An 18,843-nucleotide genomic window follows, 5' to 3' on the forward strand; every position below is an offset into this window, starting at 1 on the left:
GCTGAAGGCCGTGGGGCGGGGCTTTTTCCTACGCCGCTCGAAGGCCTTCGAAGATGAGTGGCGCTATCCGCCGGAGCAACGGCAAGGAAGGCACTTGAAAGGTGCCTCCGCGCAACGCTTTACGGTAGAATGCACGGCCTCTGTGGGCCGGCCCGTCCGGCCCCACACACTTCCCCGTCTCCAGAGGCTGTTCCGACAATGCTGATCCTGCGCGGTGCTCCCGCCCTTTCCGCTTTCCGCCACGGCAAACTGCTCGACCTGCTGACCCAGCATGTACCCGCCGTCACCGGGCTGTATGCCGAGTTTGCGCACTTCGCCGAGGTCACCGGAGCCCTCAACGCCGAGGAAGAACAAGTCCTGGCGCGCCTGCTGAAATACGGCCCGAGCGTCCCGGTTCAGGAGCCCGCCGGCCGCCTGTTCCTGGTCCTGCCGCGCTTCGGCACCATCTCGCCCTGGTCGAGCAAGGCCTCTGACATTGCCCGCAACTGCGGCCTGGCCAAGATCGAGCGCATCGAGCGCGGGATCGCCTACTACGTCACTGGCGAGTTGAGCGAGGCCGACGCACAAGCCGTCGCCGCCCGCCTGCACGACCGCATGACCCAGCTCGTGCTCAACGAACTGGAGCAGGCTTCTGCGCTGTTCAGCCACGCCCAGCCCAAGCCGTTGACCGTGGTCGACATCCTCGCCGGCGGTCGCGCCGCGCTGGAGAAGGCCAACCTCGAGCTGGGCCTGGCCCTGGCCGAAGACGAGATCGACTACCTGGTGAAAAGCTTCGTCGAGCTGGGCCGCAACCCGCACGACGTCGAACTGATGATGTTCGCCCAGGCCAACTCCGAACACTGCCGCCACAAGATCTTCAACGCCAGTTGGGACATCGACGGCCAGGCTCAGGAGAAGAGCCTGTTCGGCATGATCAAGAACACCTATGAAATGCACCGCGAAGGCGTGCTGTCCGCGTACAAGGACAACGCCGCGGTGATGAAGGGCTACGTGGCCGGGCGTTTCTACCCGAACGCCGAGACCCGCGAATACGCCGCCAGCGAAGAGCCGGTGCACATCCTGATGAAGGTGGAGACCCACAACCACCCGACCGCCATCGCTCCCTTCCCCGGCGCCTCCACCGGCTCCGGCGGCGAGATCCGCGACGAAGGCGCGACCGGTCGTGGCGCCAAGCCGAAGGCCGGTCTGGTCGGCTTCACCGTCTCCAACCTGAACATCCCCGGTTTCGAGCAGCCCTGGGAAGTGCCTTACGGCAAGCCCGAGCGCATCGTCACTCCGCTGGACATCATGATCGAAGGCCCGCTGGGCGGCGCCGCGTTCAACAACGAATTCGGCCGCCCGAACCTGGCCGGCTACTTCCGTACCTTCGAACAGTCCATCGCCACCCCGCGCGGCGAAGAAGTCCGTGGCTACCACAAGCCGATCATGATCGCCGGCGGCATGGGCAACATCCGCGAAGACCACGTGCAGAAGGGCGAAATCTCGGTCGGCGCCAAGCTGATCGTGCTTGGTGGCCCGGCCATGCTGATCGGTCTGGGCGGCGGTGCCGCTTCCTCCATGGCCACCGGCGCTTCCGCCGCTGACCTGGACTTCGCCTCGGTGCAGCGCGAGAACCCGGAAATGGAACGCCGCTGCCAGGAGGTCATCGACCGCTGCTGGCAGATGGGCGAGAACAACCCGATCAAGTTCATCCACGACGTGGGTGCGGGCGGCATCTCCAATGCCCTGCCGGAACTGATCAACGATGGCGGCCGCGGCGGCCGTTTCGAACTGCGTAACGTGCCCAACGACGAGCCGGGCATGAGCCCGCTGGAAATCTGGTGCAACGAGTCGCAGGAACGCTACGTGATGTCGGTGGACGCCGCCGACTTCGAAACCTTCAAGGCCATCTGCGAGCGCGAGCGCTGCCCGTTCGCCGTGGTCGGCGAAGCCACCGAAGAGATGCAGCTCACCGTCGCCGACAGCCACTTCGGCAACAAGCCGGTGGACATGCCACTCGAAGTGCTGCTCGGCAAGCCGCCGCGCATGCACCGTTCGGTCACCCGCGAAGCCGAACTGGGCGATGACTTCGCCGCTGCCGGCCTGGACCTGACCGAGTCCACCGAGCGCGTGCTGCGCCACCCGGCGGTGGCCAGCAAGAACTTCCTGATCACCATCGGCGATCGCACCATCACCGGCCTCGTGGCGCGCGACCAACTGGTCGGCCCGTGGCAGGTTCCGGTGGCCGACTGCGCCGTTACCGCCACCAGCTTCGACGTTTATACCGGCGAAGCCATGGCCATGGGCGAGCGCACCCCGCTGGCCGTGATCGATGCCCCGGCCTCCGGCCGCATGGCCATCGGCGAGACCATCACCAACCTGGCTGCCGCCAGCATCGACAAGATCTCCGAGATCAAGCTGTCCGCCAACTGGATGGCCGCCGCCGGCCACCCGGGCGAGGACGCGCGCCTGTACGACACCGTCAAGGCGGTCGGCATGGAGCTGTGCCCGGCGCTGGGCATCACCATCCCGGTGGGCAAGGACTCCATGTCCATGAAGACCCGCTGGCAGGATGGCGACGCCGAGAAGAGCGTCACCTCGCCGATGTCGCTGATCATTTCCGGCTTTGCCCCGGTCAACGACGTACGCAAGACCCTGACGCCGCAACTGCGCCTGGACAAGGGCGAGACCGACCTGATCGTCATCGATCTCGGCCGCGGCAAGAACCGTATGGGCGGCTCCATCCTTGCCCAGGTCAACGGCCAGATCGGCCGCGCCGCGCCGGACGTCGACAATGCCGAAGACCTCAAGGCCTTCTTCGCCGTGATCCAGGGCCTGAACGCCGACGGTCACCTGCTGGCCTACCACGACCGTTCCGACGGCGGCCTGATGGCCACCGTGGTGGAAATGGCCTTCGCCGGCCACTGCGGCCTCGACCTCAACCTCGACGCGCTGGCCGAAAACCGTGACGAGCTGAGCGCTGCGCTGTTCAACGAAGAGTTGGGCGCGGTGATCCAGGTTCGCACTGGCGCCACGCCGGAAGTCCTCGCCCAGTTCAGCGCTGCCGGCCTGGAAGACTGCGTTGCGGTCATCGGCCAACCGGTCAACACTGCCGAGATCGAGCTGTCCTTCAACGGCGAGCGCGTCTTCAGCGCCCAGCGTCGCAACCTGCAGCGCATCTGGAGCGAGACCAGCTACCGCATCCAGCGCATGCGCGACAACGCCGACTGCGCCGATCAGGAGTTCGACGGCTTGCTGGAAGAGGGTAACCCCGGCCTGTCGGTGAAACTCAGCTTCGACGTCAACGACAACATCGCCGCGCCCTACATCAAGAAGGGTGTGCGCCCGCAGATCGCCATCCTTCGTGAGCAGGGCGTCAACGGTCAGGTGGAAATGGCCGCGGCCTTCGATCGCGCCGGCTTCGCCGCAGTCGACGTGCACATGAGCGACATCCTCTCCGGCCGCATCAGCCTGGAGCAGTTCAAGGGCCTGGTGGCCTGCGGCGGCTTCTCCTACGGCGACGTCCTCGGCGCCGGTGAAGGCTGGGCCAAGTCGATCCTGTTCAACGCCCGTGCCCGTGATGGCTTCCAGGCCTTCTTCGAGCGCAAGGACAGCTTCGCCCTCGGCGTGTGCAACGGTTGCCAGATGATGTCCAACCTGCACGAGCTGATCCCCGGCACCGAGTTCTGGCCGCACTTCGTGCGCAACCGCTCCGAGCAGTTCGAAGCGCGCGTGGCGATGGTCCAGGTGCAGGAATCGCAGTCGATCTTCCTGCAGGGCATGGCCGGTTCGCGCCTGCCGATCGCCATCGCCCACGGTGAAGGCCATGCGGAATTCGAGAGCGAAGAGGCACTGCTGGAAGCCGACCTGTCCGGTACCGTGGCCCTGCGTTTCGTCGACAATCTGGGCAAGGTCACCGAAAGCTACCCGGCCAACCCGAACGGCTCGCCGCGTGGCATCACCGGTCTGACCAGCCGTGACGGCCGCGTCACCATCATGATGCCGCACCCGGAGCGCGTGTTCCGCGCCGTGCAGAACTCCTGGCGTCCGGATGAGTGGGAAGAGGACGGCGGCTGGATGCGCATGTTCCGCAACGCCCGCGTCTGGGTCGGCTGAGTCCGCGCTGATGCGACACGAGAAAGGGGAAAGCTTCGGCTTTCCCCTTTTTCTTTGCCCGGCCTCTGGAGGACAAGGTCTTGGCTGACCAGGAGATACTTCCCGATGTTCGTGCGGTCACGCCCGGGCAGGTGCTGCGCCTGTGTGGTTGCGGGCAGTGCGCCACTCGGCCGGATGCCGCTGCCGCCTGTACTAATCTGCTGGAACTGACGGTTGGACGCGAGCGTCACCTGTTGCTGTGCCGTTGCGGGCTCTCGGCGCGGTTGCCGTTCTGTGACGGTTCCCACGCGCCGGCTGCACCTGGCCTGAAAGAGCGCTGGCGACGTTTCACCGGTAGGTGAGATCGAAGTTCGTCACAGATTTCGTACAAAGTCGTCTGTAGGCGAACAAGCCCGGAACCGGACGGTCGAACTTCCACGACGACCTGCAAGTCATAAGGGGCAAAGTGCCACTATTTGTGGCAGCATTTGTCACCCGTGTCGCTCTTTGCCACGGCAGTGTCCCTGTTTCGATCGGAGTCTCCGATGTACAAACTGTGTTTCTACGTTCCGGAAAGCCATCTGGAACCGGTCAAGAAAGCGGTGTTCGCCGCCGGTGCAGGACGCATCGGAGCCTATGACAGCTGTTGCTGGCAGGCGCTTGGACAGGGACAGTTCCGCCCTCTGCAGGGCAGCAACCCGTTCATTGGCCAGGCCGGCAGCGTCGAGCAGGTCGCCGAATGGAAGGTGGAGATGGTGGTGGCCGACGAGTTGATCCATGACTCGGTGAAGGCTCTCAAGCAGGCTCATCCCTACGAAACGCCGGCCTTCGAGGTCTGGCGGCTGTCGGACATGGTGTTCTGAGCAGATGTTCTGAGCAGACATGAAAAAGGCGCCCTTGGGCGCCTTTTTCTTTTCGCTTCGCTTACGGGCGAATCTCGATCAGCGTGCCGTCCTTGACCAGGCTCCAGACCTCGCGCATGTCGGCGTTGGTCATGGCGATGCAGCCGTTGGTCCAGTCCAGGGTCGAGAAGTACCACTCGGGGTAGTCGTCATCCATCGGCGTGCCGTGGATCATGATCATTCCGCCGGGCGACAGGCTTTTCTCACGTGCCTTGGCGACGTCGCGGGCGTTGGGGTAGGAGATGTGCATGGAGAGGTTGTACTTGTCGCTGGTCTTGCGCCAGTCGACCCAGTAGAAGCCTTCCGGCGTGCGGTTGTCGCCCTCGGCGAGCTTGGGGCCCTGCGGGCGTTTGCCCAGCGACACGCGGTAGCTCTTGAGAACCTTGCCGTTGCTCATGAGATGCAGTTTGCGCTCGGACTTGAGCACGAGAATCTTGTCGATGTGACCGTCGAGCGTGGGCGTCGCGTTGGCATGCGAGAACGCTGCGAAGGTCAGACAAAGTACGGCAATCAACCAGCGCATCGAGTGGAGTTCCCCGGTAGTTCCTAAAGCCTTAGAGGCGGTATATGAGCTTATTAGTTCTTTTTCTGTACAAGCATTGGAAGAATCCCTTCATTGCGTATCGGAAAGTTCTGCACGATCCGGTCCGCCAGGAAATATTCTAAGGTACGGCCCACGGTGGGGAAAGCCAGCTCCCCCCACGGAATGTCGGATTCTTCGAAGAGTTGCACCTCCAGGCTTTCCTCGCCAGCGCAGAAGTCCAGATCGGCCAGCTGCGCGCGAAAGAAGATATAAACCTGGCTGATATGCGGCAGATCAAAGACCGTATAAAGCTGCAGGCCGTGGACGCGGGCATTGGCCTCTTCGAGGGTTTCCCGGGCGGCGGCCTGCTCCAGGGTCTCGCCGTTCTCCATGAAGCCTGCCGGTAGCGTCCAGAAGCCCTGGCGCGGCTGGATGGCGCGGCGGCAGAGGAGGATGCGCCCGTCCCAGACCGGCAGGCAGCCGGCGACGATACGTGGGTTCTGGTAATGCACGGTCTGGCACTGGTCGCAGACGAAGCGCGGGCGGTTGTCGCCGCTGGGGATGCGCAAACTCACGCTGGCGCCGCACTGACTGCAGAATTTCATGCTGCTTCCTTGTTATCGATTGGAACAATCTTGCGCGTTGCGCGGGGCGCCCAGCAAGGGGCGGGGGTTGGGCAGGGACGTCTTTCGTGCCATGATCCCTCAATTAGAAGAATCGGCCCCCCGCAGGATGTTCGGCATGCTGGACCAGCTGCGCCAACGTATACAGACGCACAAGCCAAGCGACCTTGAAACGGACCACAGCTTTCCGGAAGCGGCGGTCCTGCTCCCCATCACTCCCCAGGAAGAGCTCGTGCTCACCCTGCGCGCGACCGGGTTGTCGACCCACAGCGGCGAAGTCGCCTTTCCCGGTGGGCGCCGCGATCCCGAAGACGTCGACCTGATTCACACGGCCCTGCGCGAGGCCCACGAGGAGATCGCCCTGCCGCCGGGACTGGTGGAGGTCGTCGGGCCGTTGAGCACCCTGGTGTCGCGGCACGGCATTCTGGTCAAGCCGTTCGTCGGCTTTGTCCCCGATTTCGTGGAGTACCGCCCCAACGACGGCGAGATCGACGCCGTGTTCAAGGTGCCGCTGGAGTTCTTTCGCGGCGACCCAAGGGAAACCACCCACCGCATCGATTATTTCGGCCGCAGCTGGTATGTCCCGAGCTACCTGTTCGAGGGCTACAAGATCTGGGGCCTGTCCGCGATCATGCTGGTCGAACTGCTGAACCTGCTCTATGACGCCCGTATCGACCTGCACCAGCCGCCGTCGAAGTTCATCAAGCTGAGCTGAGACCCGAGAATAAAAAGCGGCCCCCGCCTGAGGAGAAACCCATGAAGTACCGCCTGGGCTCGTCCCGAGTCGAAACCCATCCGGAAAGCTGGATCGCCCCCAATGCCACGGTGGTCGGCAAGGTGCGCCTCGATGCCGGCGCCAGCGTGTGGTTCAACGCCGTGCTGCGCGGCGACAACGAGCTGATCCACATCGGCGAACACAGCAACGTGCAGGATGGCACCGTCATGCACACCGACATGGGCTTTCCGCTGACCCTGGGCAAGGGCGTGACCATCGGCCACAACGCCATGCTGCATGGCTGCCAGGTAGGCGACTACAGCCTCGTCGGCATTAACGCGGTGATCCTCAACGGCGCGAAGATCGGCAAATACTGCATCATCGGCGCCAACGCGCTGATTCCCGAAGGCAAGGAAATCCCCGATGGCTCACTGGTCATGGGCTCGCCCGGCAAGGTCGTGCGCGAACTGACCGAGCCGCAGAAGAAGATGCTCGAAGCCAGCGCCGCCCACTACGTGCACAACGCCCAGCGTTACGCCCGCGACCTGGCCGAGCAGGAAGATGACTGAAGAACGTCCCGTCGCCTCGCCCTGCGTGCACGTCTGCGCGCTGGACGACGCCGACGTCTGCCTGGGCTGCCAGCGTAGCGCAGCCGAAATCACCCGCTGGGGCCTCATGGACAACGCCGAGCGTCGTGAGGTGCTGAAGCGCTGCGAACAGCGCGCCCGCGAGCAGGGCGTGCTGGTCTAGAGCCTTCACGCTTGAGAGCTACCCTGTTTCGAACTTTCCCTTCCCGAGGTTTCCCGCAATGCCCCGTATTGGAACTCCCCTGTCGCCGAGCGCGACCCGCGTACTGCTCTGTGGCTCCGGCGAGCTGGGCAAGGAAGTGGCGCTCGAACTGCAGCGCCTGGGCTGCGAAGTCATCGCTGTCGACCGCTATGCGAACGCGCCGGCCATGCAGGTTGCGCATCGCAGCCACGTGATCAGCATGCTCGACGGTGTCGCCCTGCGTGCCGTGATCGAGCAGGAGAAGCCGCATTACATCGTGCCGGAGATCGAAGCCATCGCCACGGCGACTCTGGTCGAGCTGGAAAGCGAAGGCTACACCGTCATCCCCACGGCCCGTGCCGCCCAGCTGACCATGAACCGCGAGGGCATTCGTCGCCTGGCCGCTGAAGAACTGGGCCTGCCGACCTCGCCCTACCACTTCGCCGACACCTACGAGGATTACGCCGCTGGCGTCGCCGCCGTGGGTTATCCGTGCGTGGTCAAGCCGATCATGAGTTCCTCGGGCAAGGGCCAGAGCGTGCTGAAATCCGCCGCCGACCTGAAGACCGCCTGGGACTACGCCCAGGAAGGTGGGCGTGCCGGCAAGGGGCGGGTGATTGTCGAGGGCTTCATCGACTTCGACTACGAGATCACCCTGCTGACCGTGCGGCACATCGGCGGCACCACCTTCTGCGCGCCCATCGGCCATCGTCAGGTGAAGGGTGACTACCACGAGTCCTGGCAGCCCCAGGCGATGAGCCCGAAGGCGCTGGCGGAGTCCGAGCGCGTAGCCAGGGCTGTCACTGAAGCGCTGGGCGGCCGGGGCCTGTTCGGCGTGGAGCTGTTCGTCAAAGGTGACGAGGTGTGGTTCAGCGAAGTTTCGCCGCGCCCGCACGATACCGGCCTGGTCACGCTGATTTCCCAGGACCTCTCCGAGTTCGCGCTGCACGCCCGGGCCATTCTCGGCCTGCCGATTCCGGTGATCCGCCAGCTGGGCGACTCCGCTTCGGCGGTGATCCTGGTGGAAGGCAAGTCGCAGCAGGTTTCCTTCGGCAACCTCGGCGCCGCGCTGAGCGAACCTGACACCGCACTGCGTCTGTTCGGCAAGCCGGAAGTGGATGGCCAGCGGCGCATGGGCGTAGCCCTGGCGCGCGACGAGTCGATCGACGCCGCCCGCGCCAAGGCCACCCGCTCGGCCCAGGCGGTCAACGTCGAACTGTGAGCCGCTGGGCGGGGCTGATCTGGTGGGCGGCGGCACTGCCGCTGCTGCCGCTGGCCCTGCCCATGGCCGTGCGCACCCGGCGCACGGCCTTGCGTCTGGCTCCCGCTGCTGGCGTCTGCGAAGGTGTCGCCGGTGCGGAGCTGCCAGGCCAACCCTTTCGCCTGCTGTTACTGGGCGAGTCCACGGTTGCCGGTGTCGGCGCGTCCTGCCTGGACTTCGCGCTGGCCGGCCGGCTGGCTTCGGCGCTTGCCAGCCGTCTCCAGCGTCCCGTCGCCTGGCGCGCGGCAGGGGAGAACGGGATCACCGCCGGTGAAGCCTGCGAACGCCTGCTACCGTTGGTGGCCGAGCAGGGTTACGACCTGGTGGCACTGGTCTTCGGCGTCAACGACACCACGCACTTCAGCTCGCGCCAGCGTTGGCTGGGCGCCCTTGAACGGCTGATCGAGCACTTCCAGCGGCGCGGGGCGCGGGTGGTATGCACCGCCGTGCCGCCGCTGCAGCATTTCACCGCCTTGCCCTGGCTGTTACGGCAGTTGCTGGGGTGGCGTGCGTCGTTGCTGAACCGGCAACTCAGTGCGCAAGCGCTGCTCCAGGGCGCCGGGTACTGCGCAGTGAGCCTGGAGATGCAGCCGCAGTTCCTCGCCATCGACGGCTATCACCCTTCGGCGCTGGGCTACCAGGTGTGGGGCGAGCATCTCGCGCAGTGGCTGGTTTCCCGGCCCTGAGTCGATGCGTCAGTGCAAGCGCACCCAACAGAAAACCAGCAGCGAAGCCGCCACCAACCAGGCCAGCGCGGCCATCGCCAGTGAGAGCTCAAGGCGCATGCGATCCACCATCAGGTAGAGCGCGGCCAGATAGACGAAGTAGGGGATGATCGACCACATGCCGAACAGGATGGTGGTCTTCAGGTCGTCCAGCGAACGACTCTTGCCGACGATGTAGTGGGCGATCAGGGCGAAGGTGGGGAACAGCGGCACCAGGCCGGCGATGTAGTAATTGCGCGTCTTCGACAGCGCGGCGAGGATCAGCACCACGCCGGCGCCGAGGGCTGCCTTGAGGATCAGGTCCACGTCGTTCTCTATGCGGCGACGCCACCGGGTCGGTGGCGTCGGGGATTATCCGCGAGAGAGGTGGCTCGCTCCAATGCGACGTTCAGGCAACCTGCGTGCTGGGCTCCAGCGGGCTTTCGCTGCCGAGGAGTTGCTCCAGGCGCTCCCGCTGCCGCGCATTGAGAAACAGGCCGAGCTTGGTGCGGCGCCAGAGGATGTCGTCGGCGTCGCGCGCCCATTCTTCATGAACCAGGTATTCCACTTCCCGCGCATACAGCCCGGCGCCCAGGTGTTCGCCCAGCTCGCTGAGGTTGTGCGCGCCGTCCAGCAGTTTCCAGATGCGACTGCCGTAGGTGCTGGCCCAGCGGCGGGCGAGGGCGGGGTCGAGCTGGCGCAGGCGTTCCATGAGCTGGATGGCGAGGTCTTCCACTGTGGTCATCGCTTCGCCGCCGGGCAGCGGGGCGCTGGCGGTCCAGCTCGCTTTCATCACGCCGGCGAAGTGCGGCGCCAGTTGTTCCAGCGCAGCTTCCGCGAGCTTGCGGTAGGTGGTCAGCTTGCCGCCGAACACCGACAGCAGTGGCGCTTCGCCGGGGGTGTTGTCCAGCGCCAGGGTGTAGTCGCGGGTGACGGCAGAGGGATCGTCGGACTCGTCGTCGCACAGCGGGCGCACGCCGGAGAAGGTCCGCAGGATGTCCTGGCGGCCCAGCTGGCGCTTGAAGTGGGCATTGACCACGTTCAGCAGGTAGTCGGTCTCTGCTTCGCTGATGCTGATCTGCGCCGGGTCGCCCTGATACTCGCGGTCGGTGGTGCCGATCAGGGTGAACTGGCGCAGGTAGGGGATGGCGAAAACGATGCGGCGGTCTTCGTTCTGCAGGATGTACGCATGCTCGCCGTCGTACAGGCGCGGCACGATCAGGTGGCTGCCCTGGATCAGGCGGATGCCGTAGGGAGGCTTCTGCCGCAGTTCCTCGCGCAGGAACCGATCGACCCAGGGGCCGGCGGCGTTGACCAGCGCGCGGGCGCGGATCGAGTAGAGGCTGCCGTCGTGGCGCTCCAGGTGCAGGTGCCACAAACCCTTGCTGCGCCGCGCGCTGACGCAGCGGGTGCGCGGGTGGATATGCGCACCATTCTCGCGGGCGGCCATGGCGTTGAGCACCACCAGGCGGGCGTCGTCCACCGAGCAGTCGGAGTATTCGAAACCGCGGGTGATCTCGGCTTTCAGCGGGCTATCCAGGCCGAAACGCAGGCCACGGGACGCCGGCAGCTTCTCGCGCTTGCCCAGGTGGTCATAGAGGAACAGCCCGGCGCGGATCATCCAGGCCGGGCGCAGGTGCGGGCGGTGCGGCAGCACGAAACGCAGCGGGTGGACGATATGCGGGGCCTTGGCCAGCAGGACTTCGCGCTCGGCGAGAGCCTCGCGGACCAGGCGGAATTCGTAATGTTCGAGGTAGCGCAGGCCACCATGGATCAGCTTGCTGCTGGCGGAGGAGGTGTGGGCGGCGAGGTCGTGCTGTTCGCAAAGGAACACTGACAGCCCGCGCCCGGCGGCGTCCGCCGCGATCCCCGCGCCATTGATGCCGCCGCCAACGACGGCCAGGTCATAGACTTCGGCAAGGGGCGCGTGGCGCTTGCTGGTGGAATTCATGGGACCGCCTGGGTGTTGAAAGTGAATCTTTTATGTTCGTTTTCGAAAATATCCTAGTTCAGTGAACGAAACATGACCAGCCTTTGCCGCGAATTCGCGCAGGCATTCGTCTGAATGTTCGAAAGTGAATTGACTGGAGGGGCTCAGACCAGCTCGAGCTGAACCTTGTGCTGGCTCATCAGGCGTGCCACGGCGGCAGGCGGCGGGCTGTCGGTGAACACCCGGTTGACCAGGGAGATCGGTCCCAGGCGCACCATGGCGTTGCGGCCGAACTTGCTGGAGTCGGCGGCGAGGAATACCTGCCGCGCGTTGTCGATGATGGCGCGGGAGACGCGCACTTCCTGGTAGTCGAAGTCCAGCAGGCTGCCCTCTTCGTCGATGCCACTGATGCCGACCACGGCGAAGTCGACGCGAAACTGCTCGATGAAATCCACTGCCGCCTGCCCGACCACGCCGCCGTCGCCGCGCACCGTGCCGCCGGCGATCAGCACTTCGAAATCATCCTTGCCGGCGAGGATGCTGGCGACGTGCAGGTTGTTGCTGATGACCTTCAGGTTGCGGTGGCCGAGCAGGGCGCGGGCGATGGCTTCGGTGGTGGTGCCGATGTTGATGAACAGCGAGGCATTGTCCGGAATCTGCGCGGCGATGGCTTCGGCGATGCGCTGCTTCTCGTCGCGCATCTGGTCGGCGCGGGTGTTGTAGGCGGTGTTCTCGATGCTCGAATCCCAGGCTGCGCCACCGTGGTAGCGACGCAGAAGATTCTGTTCGGCAAGCTGGTTGATATCGCGGCGGATGGTCTGCGGGGTGACGGCGAACTGCTGGGCGAGCTCTTCGATGCTCAGGTAGCCGCGTTCGCGGACCAGATCGAGGATGTTCTGCTGGCGGGGTGGCAGGTTCATGCGGTTCGCTCGTGCGGACGGGCCGGGAGGGCAAGGATGCCGCACGCAGCCAACGCTGTCATGCGGCGCGGGCTTCACCTGTTGGAGCGAGCTTGCTCGCGAACCCGTCCAGGCACATCGGCATCCAGCGGTTCGCGAGCAAGGACTGGGCGTCCCCCTCGGTCCTACAGAAGAGCAATCAGTCGTCGGCAGCCCAGCCTCGGGTGCGTTCGACGGCTTTTTGCCAGCCCTTGTACAGCCGCGCGCGCTCGATCTCATCGCAAGCCGGCTGGAACACCCGCTCGATCACTGCCTTGTTCTTCAGCTCTGCGAGGTCGCCCCAGAAGCCACAGGCCAGGCCTGCCAGCACGGCGGCGCCGAGGGCGGTGGTCTCGCGCATCTGTGGGCGCTCCACTGGCGTGCCGAGGATGTCGGCCTGGAACTGCATGAGGAAGTTGTTGGCCACCGCGCCGCCGTCCACGCGCAGCGCGCGTAGCGGTTCGCCGGCGTCCTGCTGCATGGCGTCGAGCACGTCGCGGGTCTGGTAGGCGATGGACTCCAGGGTGGCGCGGATCAGGTGATCGGCCTTCACCCCACGGGTCAGGCCGAACAGTGCGCCGCGCGCGTAAGGGTCCCAGTAGGGCGCGCCGAGCCCGGTGAAGGCGGGGACCAGGTAGACGCCGTTGCTGTCCTTCACCTTGGTGGCGAAGTACTCCGAATCGTGGGCATCGTTGATCACCTTCAGCTCGTCGCGCAGCCATTGCACGGTGGAGCCGCCGTTGAACACCGCGCCTTCCAGCGCATAGGCGACTTCGCCGCGCGGCCCGCAGGCGATGGTGGTGAGCAGGCCGTGGGTGGACTTCACCGCCTTGTCGCCGGTGTTCATCAGCAGGAAGCAGCCGGTGCCATAGGTGTTCTTCGCCTGGCCCGGCTCCACGCACATCTGCCCGAACAGCGCGGCCTGCTGGTCGCCGGCGATCCCGGCGATGGGCGTGCGGTGCACGCCGAGGCCGCCGACTTTGGCGTGGCCATACACCTCGGACGAAGCTCGCACCTGCGGCAGCATGGCGCGCGGGACGTCCAGCGCGGCAAGCAGCCGTTCGTCCCAGTCGCGCTTGTGGATATCGAACATCAGGGTGCGCGAGGCATTGGTGTAGTCGGTGACGTGCACCTCGCCCTCGGTGAGCTTCCAGATCAGCCAGCTGTCGACCGTGCCGAACAGCAGCTCGCCGCGCTGCGCGCGCTCGCGGGCGCCGTCGACGTTGTCGAGAATCCACTTGAGCTTGGTGCCGGAGAAGTAGGGATCGAGGACCAGCCCGGTGGTGTCGCGGATGTGCTGCTCCAGGCCGTCGCGCTTGAGCTGCTCGCAGATCGCGGCGCTGCGCCGGCATTGCCAGACGATGGCGTTGTGGATCGGCCGGCCACTGGCCTTGTCCCACACCAGGGTGGTTTCGCGCTGGTTGGTGATGCCGATGGCGGCTACTTCGGCAACGCTGATGTTGGCCTGGGCCAGGGCTTCCACCAGGGTCGAACTCTGGGTCGCCCAGATTTCCATCGGGTCGTGCTCGACCCAGCCCGGCTGCGGGTAGATCTGCGCGAACTCGCGCTGGGCCGTGCTGACCACGTTGGCGTCGTGGTCGAAAATGATGGCGCGCGAGCTGGTGGTGCCCTGGTCGAGGGCGACGACGTATTTCTTGTTCTTCGGGTCGGTCATGCGGGCGGCCTTGTGCGGATTCCGTTCGGTAGTCCCGGCCACGTGGGCCGGAAGGTGAATGGCGCAGACCATACGGGATTCGCCCGCGTCGGTGAAGCGAACACCGTGCAGTGCAACACGCCTTGGCTTACTGTTATGCGCTGGAAAGCCGCTTGCGAGAAGCCTGCCGATCATGACCCCCGCCATCGACCTGCTGAAGAAGAACCGTGCCGAACACCATGTGCTGAGCTATGAGCACGACCCCAAGGCACCATCCTATGGCCTGGAAGCCGCCGAGAAGCTCAATCTCGACCCGGCGCGGGTGTTCAAGACCCTGTTGGCGGCGAGCGAAAAGGGCGAGCTGCTGGTGGCGGTGGTACCGGTGGTGGGCACTCTGGACCTCAAGGCGCTGGCCCACGCGGCAGGCGTCAAGAAGGCCGACATGGCCGACCCGAATGCCGCGCAGCGCGCGACCGGTTACCTGGTGGGGGGCATCAGCCCGCTGGGGCAGAAGAAGCGCTTGCGCACCTTTATCGATGAGTCCGCCCAGGGCTTCCCGACCATCCATGTCAGCGCCGGCCGGCGCGGCCTGGAGGTGGAGCTGAGCGCCGAGACACTGGCCGGGCTGACCTCGGCGAAATTCGCCCCTATCGGTCGCCCCTGAGCACGCCGTACCGGGGACTGTCTGGTCCCTACTGTACGGTTCGTCGTTGATCGGCTTCTGTCATGCTCGGCCATCACTTTTCAGGAGACTGCCATGCTGCTCGATTTCCACCAGGTAGACGCTTTCACCGACCGCCCGTTCGCCGGCAACCCGGCCATGGTCTACCGCCTCGATGCCTGGTTGAGCGACGAGCTGATGCAGCAGATCGCCGCCGAGCACAACCTCTCGGAGACCGCCTTCCTGGTGAAGGAACCGGCCGGTTGGCGCATCCGCTGGTTTACCCCGACCGCCGAGGTGCCGCTCTGCGGCCACGCCACCCTGGCCAGCGCCCATGTGCTGTTCGAAGTGTTCGATGAGCCGGGCGAAGTGCTGGAGCTGAACTCCCTGTCCGGGCCGCTTCGCGTGACCCGCGAGGAAGGCCGGCTGGCACTGAACTTCCCGGCGCAGCCGCCGAGCGAGTCGGGCTCCACGCTGGAGCTGGAGAATGCCCTGGGAGTCGACGTGGTGGATGCGCTGAATACCGCCAACCATCTGTTGGTTCTGCTCGAGTCGGAGCAGGCGGTGCGCGACTGCAAACCTGACTTCGGCGCCCTGGCGCGCCTGCCGTACCTGGGCGTTATCGTCACGGCACGTAGCGACAACTACGACTTCGTTTCGCGCTTCTTCGCCCCGGCCATCGGCCTCAACGAAGACCCGGTGACCGGCGCCGCCCACTGCGTGCTGATTCCCTACTGGTCGCGGCGACTGAACAAACTGCAGATGCGCGCATTCCAGTCTTCCGCCCGTGGCGGTGAGCTGTGGTGCCGTCTCGAGGGGGAGCGCGTGAGCATCGCCGGCTACGCGCGCCTGGTGGCCAGCGGTCGTTTACTGGTTGTTTGATCTGTGACCGGGGAGTTTTGCGCTTCCTCGCCTAGGCTTGCTCCCATTGGCTGTCGCGCACCCGGCGCGGCTTGGAGGCAGGCCCATGGCAATCCTGGTCATCGCTGACTACCACACCTACACCGGCTCCGCCGTCCTGGCGCCGGCGACCCTGAATGCCCTGGCGGCCGCACGGCAGATCGGCAACGACGTGCACCTGCTGTTGGCCGGCAGCGGCCTTGACCGACTCTGCGAGACGGCACGCCGTCTCGAGGGAGTCACTCGCGTGCTGCAGGTGGATGATCCGCTCTATGACCACCTGCTGGCGGAAAACCTCTCCGCGCTGGTCATTCGGCTCTCGCCTGGCTACAGCCACATTCTCGCGCCCGCCACGGCGATGGGCCGTGACTGCCTGCCGCGGATTGCCGCGTTGCTGGACGTGGATGCGGTTTCCGAGGTTATTGCGGTGATCGACAGCGAGACATTCCAGCGCCCGATCTACGCCGGCAACGCCATCGCCACGGTGCGCTGCGAAGGGCCGATGACGGTGCTGGGGATTCGCCCCACGGCGTTCGATCCGGTTCGCGCCGAGGGTGGGAACGCCGAGCTGGAGCGGCTCAGCGGCGCCGGCGATCTCGCACTTTCATCATGGCAGGGGGAAGAACATCCGGACTTCGAACGCCCCGCGCTGGAGTCGGCGCGCGTGATCGTTGCGGGTGGTCGCGGGCTGCAAACGGCGGAGGGCTTCGCCGCGCTCTATCCCTTGGCGGATCGCCTGCACGGCGCCGTGGGCGCTTCGCTGGCGGCGGTGGATGCCGGCTTCGCGCCGGCAGAACTGCAGATCGGCCAGTCCGGACGCATCGTCGCGCCGGAGCTTTATCTGGCCGTGGGGATTTCCGGTGCGGTTCAGCACGTGGCGGGCATGAAGGATGCCAAGGTCATCGCCGCGATCAACCTCGACCCGGACGCGCCAATCTTCGAGATTGCCGACTATGGACTGCAGGGCGACCTGTTCGAGTTGCTGCCGGAGCTGCTGCGCGAACTGGACGATTCGCTCGGCTAGAGCGCTACGCTGCCCTGGGCCGGAAACAGCACCAGATGCTCGGCGGCCACGCCAATCGCCACTTCGTCGCCCGGCTCATGGTCGGCATGGCTGGGGAACAGTGACTCCAGTTGGGTACCGGTGGGCAGTTGCAGACGATAGAGCGTCGCTGCACCGAGGAACGACTTGCCGACGATCCGTGCCTTCAGCGCGCCGTCGGCGGCCGGCACCAGGTCATCCGGGCGTAGCAACACGTCTACCGCGCTGCCGTCCGGCAGGCTGTAGGCGCGGTTGCCGCGCAGCAGACCGAGTTCGGTCTGCACCGCATCGTTGCCGCGCATTTGCCCGCGAATGAAATAACCCTGGCCGACGAAGCTGGCGACAAAGGGCGTCTGCGGTTCGTGGTACAGGTTGAACGGAGTGTCCCACTGCTCCAGCAGACCGTTGCGGAATACACCGACATGATCGCTGACGGCGAAGGCCTCTTCCTGATCGTGGGTCACCAGGATGGCGCTGGTGCCGCGTGCCTTGAGGATATCGCGGACCTCGTGGCTGAGCTGGCGGCGCAGCTCCACATCGAGGTTGGAGAAGGGCTCGTCGAGCAGCAGCAGCTGCGGTTGCGGGGCCAGCGCGCGGGCCAGGGACACGCGTTGCTGCTGGCCGCCGGAGAGTTCGTGGGGGAAGCGCTGGCCGAGGCTGTCGAGCTTCACCAGTTCCAGCAGCTCGCCGACGATGCGCCCGCGCTCGGGGTGCTTGCGGATGCCGAAGGCGATGTTGTCCGCCACTGACAGGTGCGGGAACAGCGCGTAGTCCTGGAACACCATGCCGATCCGGCGTTTCTCCGGCGACAGGGTAAAACCGGCGCGGGAAATGACTTCGCCGGCCAGCTCGATCCGGCCGCCTTGGACCGGCTCGAAACCGGCAATGGCACGCAGGGTGGTGGTTTTGCCGCAGCCCGAAGGGCCGAGCAGGCAGCCGATATCGCCGGCGTTCAGGTGCAGGCTGACGCCTTGCACCACGCGCTGCTGTTCATAGCCACAGGAAAGATCGTCGAGGTTGAGCAGCAGCGTTTGGGTCATCGGGCTCGAAACAGGGGCTTAGGCGTAATGCGCGTGCTCGACCAGCAGTTCGAGCAGGGCCTTCTGGGCGTGGAGACGGTTTTCCGCCTGGTCCCAGGCCACCGAGCGCGCGTCGTCCAGCAGGTCTTCGCTGATCTCTTCGCCACGGTGGGCCGGCAGGCAGTGCATGAATAGTACATCCGCCGCCGCGCCGTCGAGCAGCGCACGTGTTACCTGATATGGCTGGAACAGGCGCAGGCGCGCGGCAGCTTCGTCCTCCTGGCCCATGGAGGCCCAGACGTCGGTGCTCACCAGGTGCGCGCCGGCTACCGCCTCGCGCGGGTCGCGGAAGATCTTCACACGCTCGCCGGCCTGCGCCATCAGGGCCGCGTTCGGCTCGTAGCCTTCCGGGCAGGCGACGTTCAGCTGGAAGTCGAAGCGGATCGCCGCCTCGATGTAGCTGTTGCACATGTTGTTGCCGTCGCCGATCCAGGCGACAGTCTTGCCGGCAATGCTGCCGCGGTGCTCATGGAAGGTCTGCATGTCGGCCAGCAGCTGGCAGGGGTGCAGATCGTCCGAGAGGCCGTTGATCACCGGTACGCGGGAGTTCTCGGCGAACTCGATCAGGTTGCTGTGGGCGAAGGTGCGGATCATCACCGCATCGACCATCCGCGACATCACCCGCGCGGCGTCGGCGATCGGCTCGCCACGGCCCAGCTGGGTGTCGCGCGGGGAGAGGAAGATGGCCTGGCCGCCGAGCTGGATCATGCCGGCCTCGAAGGAGATTCGCGTCCGCGTCGAGGCTTTCTCGAAGATCATGCCCAGCACGCGATTCTTCAGCGGTTCGTAGAGCACGCCTCGGTCGCGCAGGTCCTTCAGCTCGGTGGCGCGGCGGATCAGACCGAGCAGTTCTTCGGTCGTGTAATCCAGCATCGAGAGGAAGTGACGTGCGCTCATGGTTCGTACCTACTACTTATTCTCAGAATCAGGCCGAGGTACCGACCGGCTTTCGTGAGAAAAAACGGGCTGAACCTGCGGCGGGACCGCATGGAGCGGGAAATGGGGGAAGGCGCGATCCTATAAGGAAATGACGGATCTACGCAAGTTTCGCCCGGAAGGCCCGTCGGCC

General features: G+C 65.5%; 19 protein-coding genes. 11 read left to right on the plus strand and 8 right to left on the minus strand.

The window, feature by feature from the left end; genetic code table 11:
* Positions 1–198: 198 nt before the first annotated feature.
* From purL to N5C91_RS06610, 3 genes are all read left to right on the plus strand, one after another.
* A complete protein-coding gene (gene purL / locus N5C91_RS06600) occupies positions 199–4,095 on the plus strand; it encodes a phosphoribosylformylglycinamidine synthase (protein WP_279828637.1) in 3,897 nt (1,298 codons plus the stop codon).
* 131 nt (positions 4,096–4,226) lie between these two features.
* Positions 4,227–4,436, plus strand: coding sequence for a CDGSH iron-sulfur domain-containing protein (locus N5C91_RS06605; protein WP_236174261.1), 210 nt, complete (start codon positions 4,227–4,229; stop codon positions 4,434–4,436).
* Positions 4,437–4,619: 183 nt separating this feature from the next.
* A complete protein-coding gene (locus N5C91_RS06610; protein WP_017522254.1) occupies positions 4,620–4,937 on the plus strand; it encodes a YqfO family protein in 318 nt (105 codons plus the stop codon).
* A 61-nt stretch (positions 4,938–4,998) separates the two neighbouring features.
* On the opposite strand, the gene N5C91_RS06615 is transcribed toward N5C91_RS06610, so the two are convergent.
* Together N5C91_RS06615 and N5C91_RS06620 are read right to left on the minus strand one after the other, a co-directional pair.
* On the minus strand, positions 4,999–5,499 hold the full coding sequence (locus tag N5C91_RS06615) for a L,D-transpeptidase family protein (RefSeq protein ID WP_236174773.1): 501 nt from the start codon (positions 5,497–5,499) through the stop codon (positions 4,999–5,001).
* A gap of 53 nt (positions 5,500–5,552) precedes the next feature.
* Complete coding sequence (locus N5C91_RS06620; RefSeq protein ID WP_236174772.1) at positions 5,553–6,104, minus strand: NUDIX hydrolase; 552 nt, start codon at positions 6,102–6,104, stop codon at positions 5,553–5,555.
* Between the two features lie 127 nt (positions 6,105–6,231).
* Here N5C91_RS06620 and N5C91_RS06625 point away from each other — a divergent pair, with 127 nt between their 5' ends.
* The 5 genes from N5C91_RS06625 to N5C91_RS06645 are packed head-to-tail and all read left to right on the plus strand — an operon-like array spanning position 6,232 to position 9,552.
* Complete coding sequence (locus N5C91_RS06625; protein WP_236174771.1) at positions 6,232–6,837, plus strand: CoA pyrophosphatase; 606 nt, start codon at positions 6,232–6,234, stop codon at positions 6,835–6,837.
* A 41-nt stretch (positions 6,838–6,878) separates the two neighbouring features.
* A complete protein-coding gene (locus N5C91_RS06630) occupies positions 6,879–7,406 on the plus strand; it encodes a gamma carbonic anhydrase family protein (protein WP_054907384.1) in 528 nt (175 codons plus the stop codon).
* A complete protein-coding gene (locus tag N5C91_RS06635) occupies positions 7,399–7,587 on the plus strand; it encodes a DUF1289 domain-containing protein (RefSeq protein WP_236174769.1) in 189 nt (62 codons plus the stop codon). Before N5C91_RS06630 ends, N5C91_RS06635 begins: the two co-directional genes overlap by 8 nt.
* Positions 7,588–7,645: 58 nt before the next feature.
* Positions 7,646–8,827, plus strand: coding sequence for a formate-dependent phosphoribosylglycinamide formyltransferase (gene purT, locus N5C91_RS06640; RefSeq protein WP_236174768.1), 1,182 nt, complete (start codon positions 7,646–7,648; stop codon positions 8,825–8,827).
* Positions 8,824–9,552: an SGNH/GDSL hydrolase family protein gene (locus tag N5C91_RS06645; RefSeq protein ID WP_279828643.1), complete on the plus strand. Its 729-nt coding sequence runs from the start codon at positions 8,824–8,826 to the stop codon at positions 9,550–9,552. Before purT ends, N5C91_RS06645 begins: the two co-directional genes overlap by 4 nt.
* 9 nt (positions 9,553–9,561) lie before the next feature.
* Here the strand turns inward: N5C91_RS06645 and N5C91_RS06650 are convergent, their stop codons facing one another.
* The 4 genes from N5C91_RS06650 to glpK all read right to left on the minus strand — a co-directional run bounded on the left by N5C91_RS06650 (position 9,562) and on the right by glpK (position 14,113).
* The gene (locus N5C91_RS06650) at positions 9,562–9,888 is read right to left on the minus strand and encodes a GlpM family protein (RefSeq protein WP_279828684.1); all 327 of its coding nucleotides are present in this window, start codon (positions 9,886–9,888) and stop codon (positions 9,562–9,564) included.
* A 91-nt stretch (positions 9,889–9,979) separates the two neighbouring features.
* Positions 9,980–11,521 carry a glycerol-3-phosphate dehydrogenase gene (gene glpD / locus N5C91_RS06655; RefSeq protein ID WP_279828644.1) on the minus strand — a complete coding sequence of 514 codons (1,542 nt, stop codon included), beginning with the start codon at positions 11,519–11,521 and terminating at the stop codon, positions 9,980–9,982.
* Between the two features lie 143 nt (positions 11,522–11,664).
* Positions 11,665–12,420: a DeoR/GlpR family transcriptional regulator gene (locus N5C91_RS06660; RefSeq protein ID WP_279828645.1), complete on the minus strand. Its 756-nt coding sequence runs from the start codon at positions 12,418–12,420 to the stop codon at positions 11,665–11,667.
* Positions 12,421–12,598: 178 nt separating this feature from the next.
* The gene (glpK, locus tag N5C91_RS06665; RefSeq protein WP_279828646.1) at positions 12,599–14,113 is read right to left on the minus strand and encodes a glycerol kinase GlpK; all 1,515 of its coding nucleotides are present in this window, start codon (positions 14,111–14,113) and stop codon (positions 12,599–12,601) included.
* A 172-nt stretch (positions 14,114–14,285) separates the two neighbouring features.
* Here glpK and ybaK point away from each other — a divergent pair, with 172 nt between their 5' ends.
* From ybaK to N5C91_RS06680, 3 genes are all read left to right on the plus strand, one after another.
* A complete protein-coding gene (gene ybaK / locus N5C91_RS06670) occupies positions 14,286–14,756 on the plus strand; it encodes a Cys-tRNA(Pro) deacylase (protein ID WP_138212510.1) in 471 nt (156 codons plus the stop codon).
* A 93-nt stretch (positions 14,757–14,849) separates the two neighbouring features.
* A complete protein-coding gene (locus N5C91_RS06675; protein ID WP_279828647.1) occupies positions 14,850–15,635 on the plus strand; it encodes a PhzF family phenazine biosynthesis protein in 786 nt (261 codons plus the stop codon).
* A gap of 85 nt (positions 15,636–15,720) precedes the next feature.
* On the plus strand, positions 15,721–16,677 hold the full coding sequence (locus tag N5C91_RS06680; protein ID WP_236199504.1) for an FAD-binding protein: 957 nt from the start codon (positions 15,721–15,723) through the stop codon (positions 16,675–16,677).
* On the opposite strand, the gene N5C91_RS06685 is transcribed toward N5C91_RS06680, so the two are convergent.
* A complete protein-coding gene (locus tag N5C91_RS06685) occupies positions 16,674–17,735 on the minus strand; it encodes an ABC transporter ATP-binding protein (RefSeq protein WP_279828648.1) in 1,062 nt (353 codons plus the stop codon). The genes N5C91_RS06680 and N5C91_RS06685 overlap by 4 nt on opposite strands.
* Before the next feature lie 18 nt (positions 17,736–17,753).
* Positions 17,754–18,671, minus strand: coding sequence for an ornithine carbamoyltransferase (argF, locus tag N5C91_RS06690; protein WP_236174760.1), 918 nt, complete (start codon positions 18,669–18,671; stop codon positions 17,754–17,756).
* Positions 18,672–18,843: the final 172 nt, after the last annotated feature.

The organism is Pseudomonas sp. GD03903 (genome assembly GCF_029840045.1).
Lineage (GTDB): Bacteria > Pseudomonadota > Gammaproteobacteria > Pseudomonadales > Pseudomonadaceae > Pseudomonas > Pseudomonas pseudonitroreducens.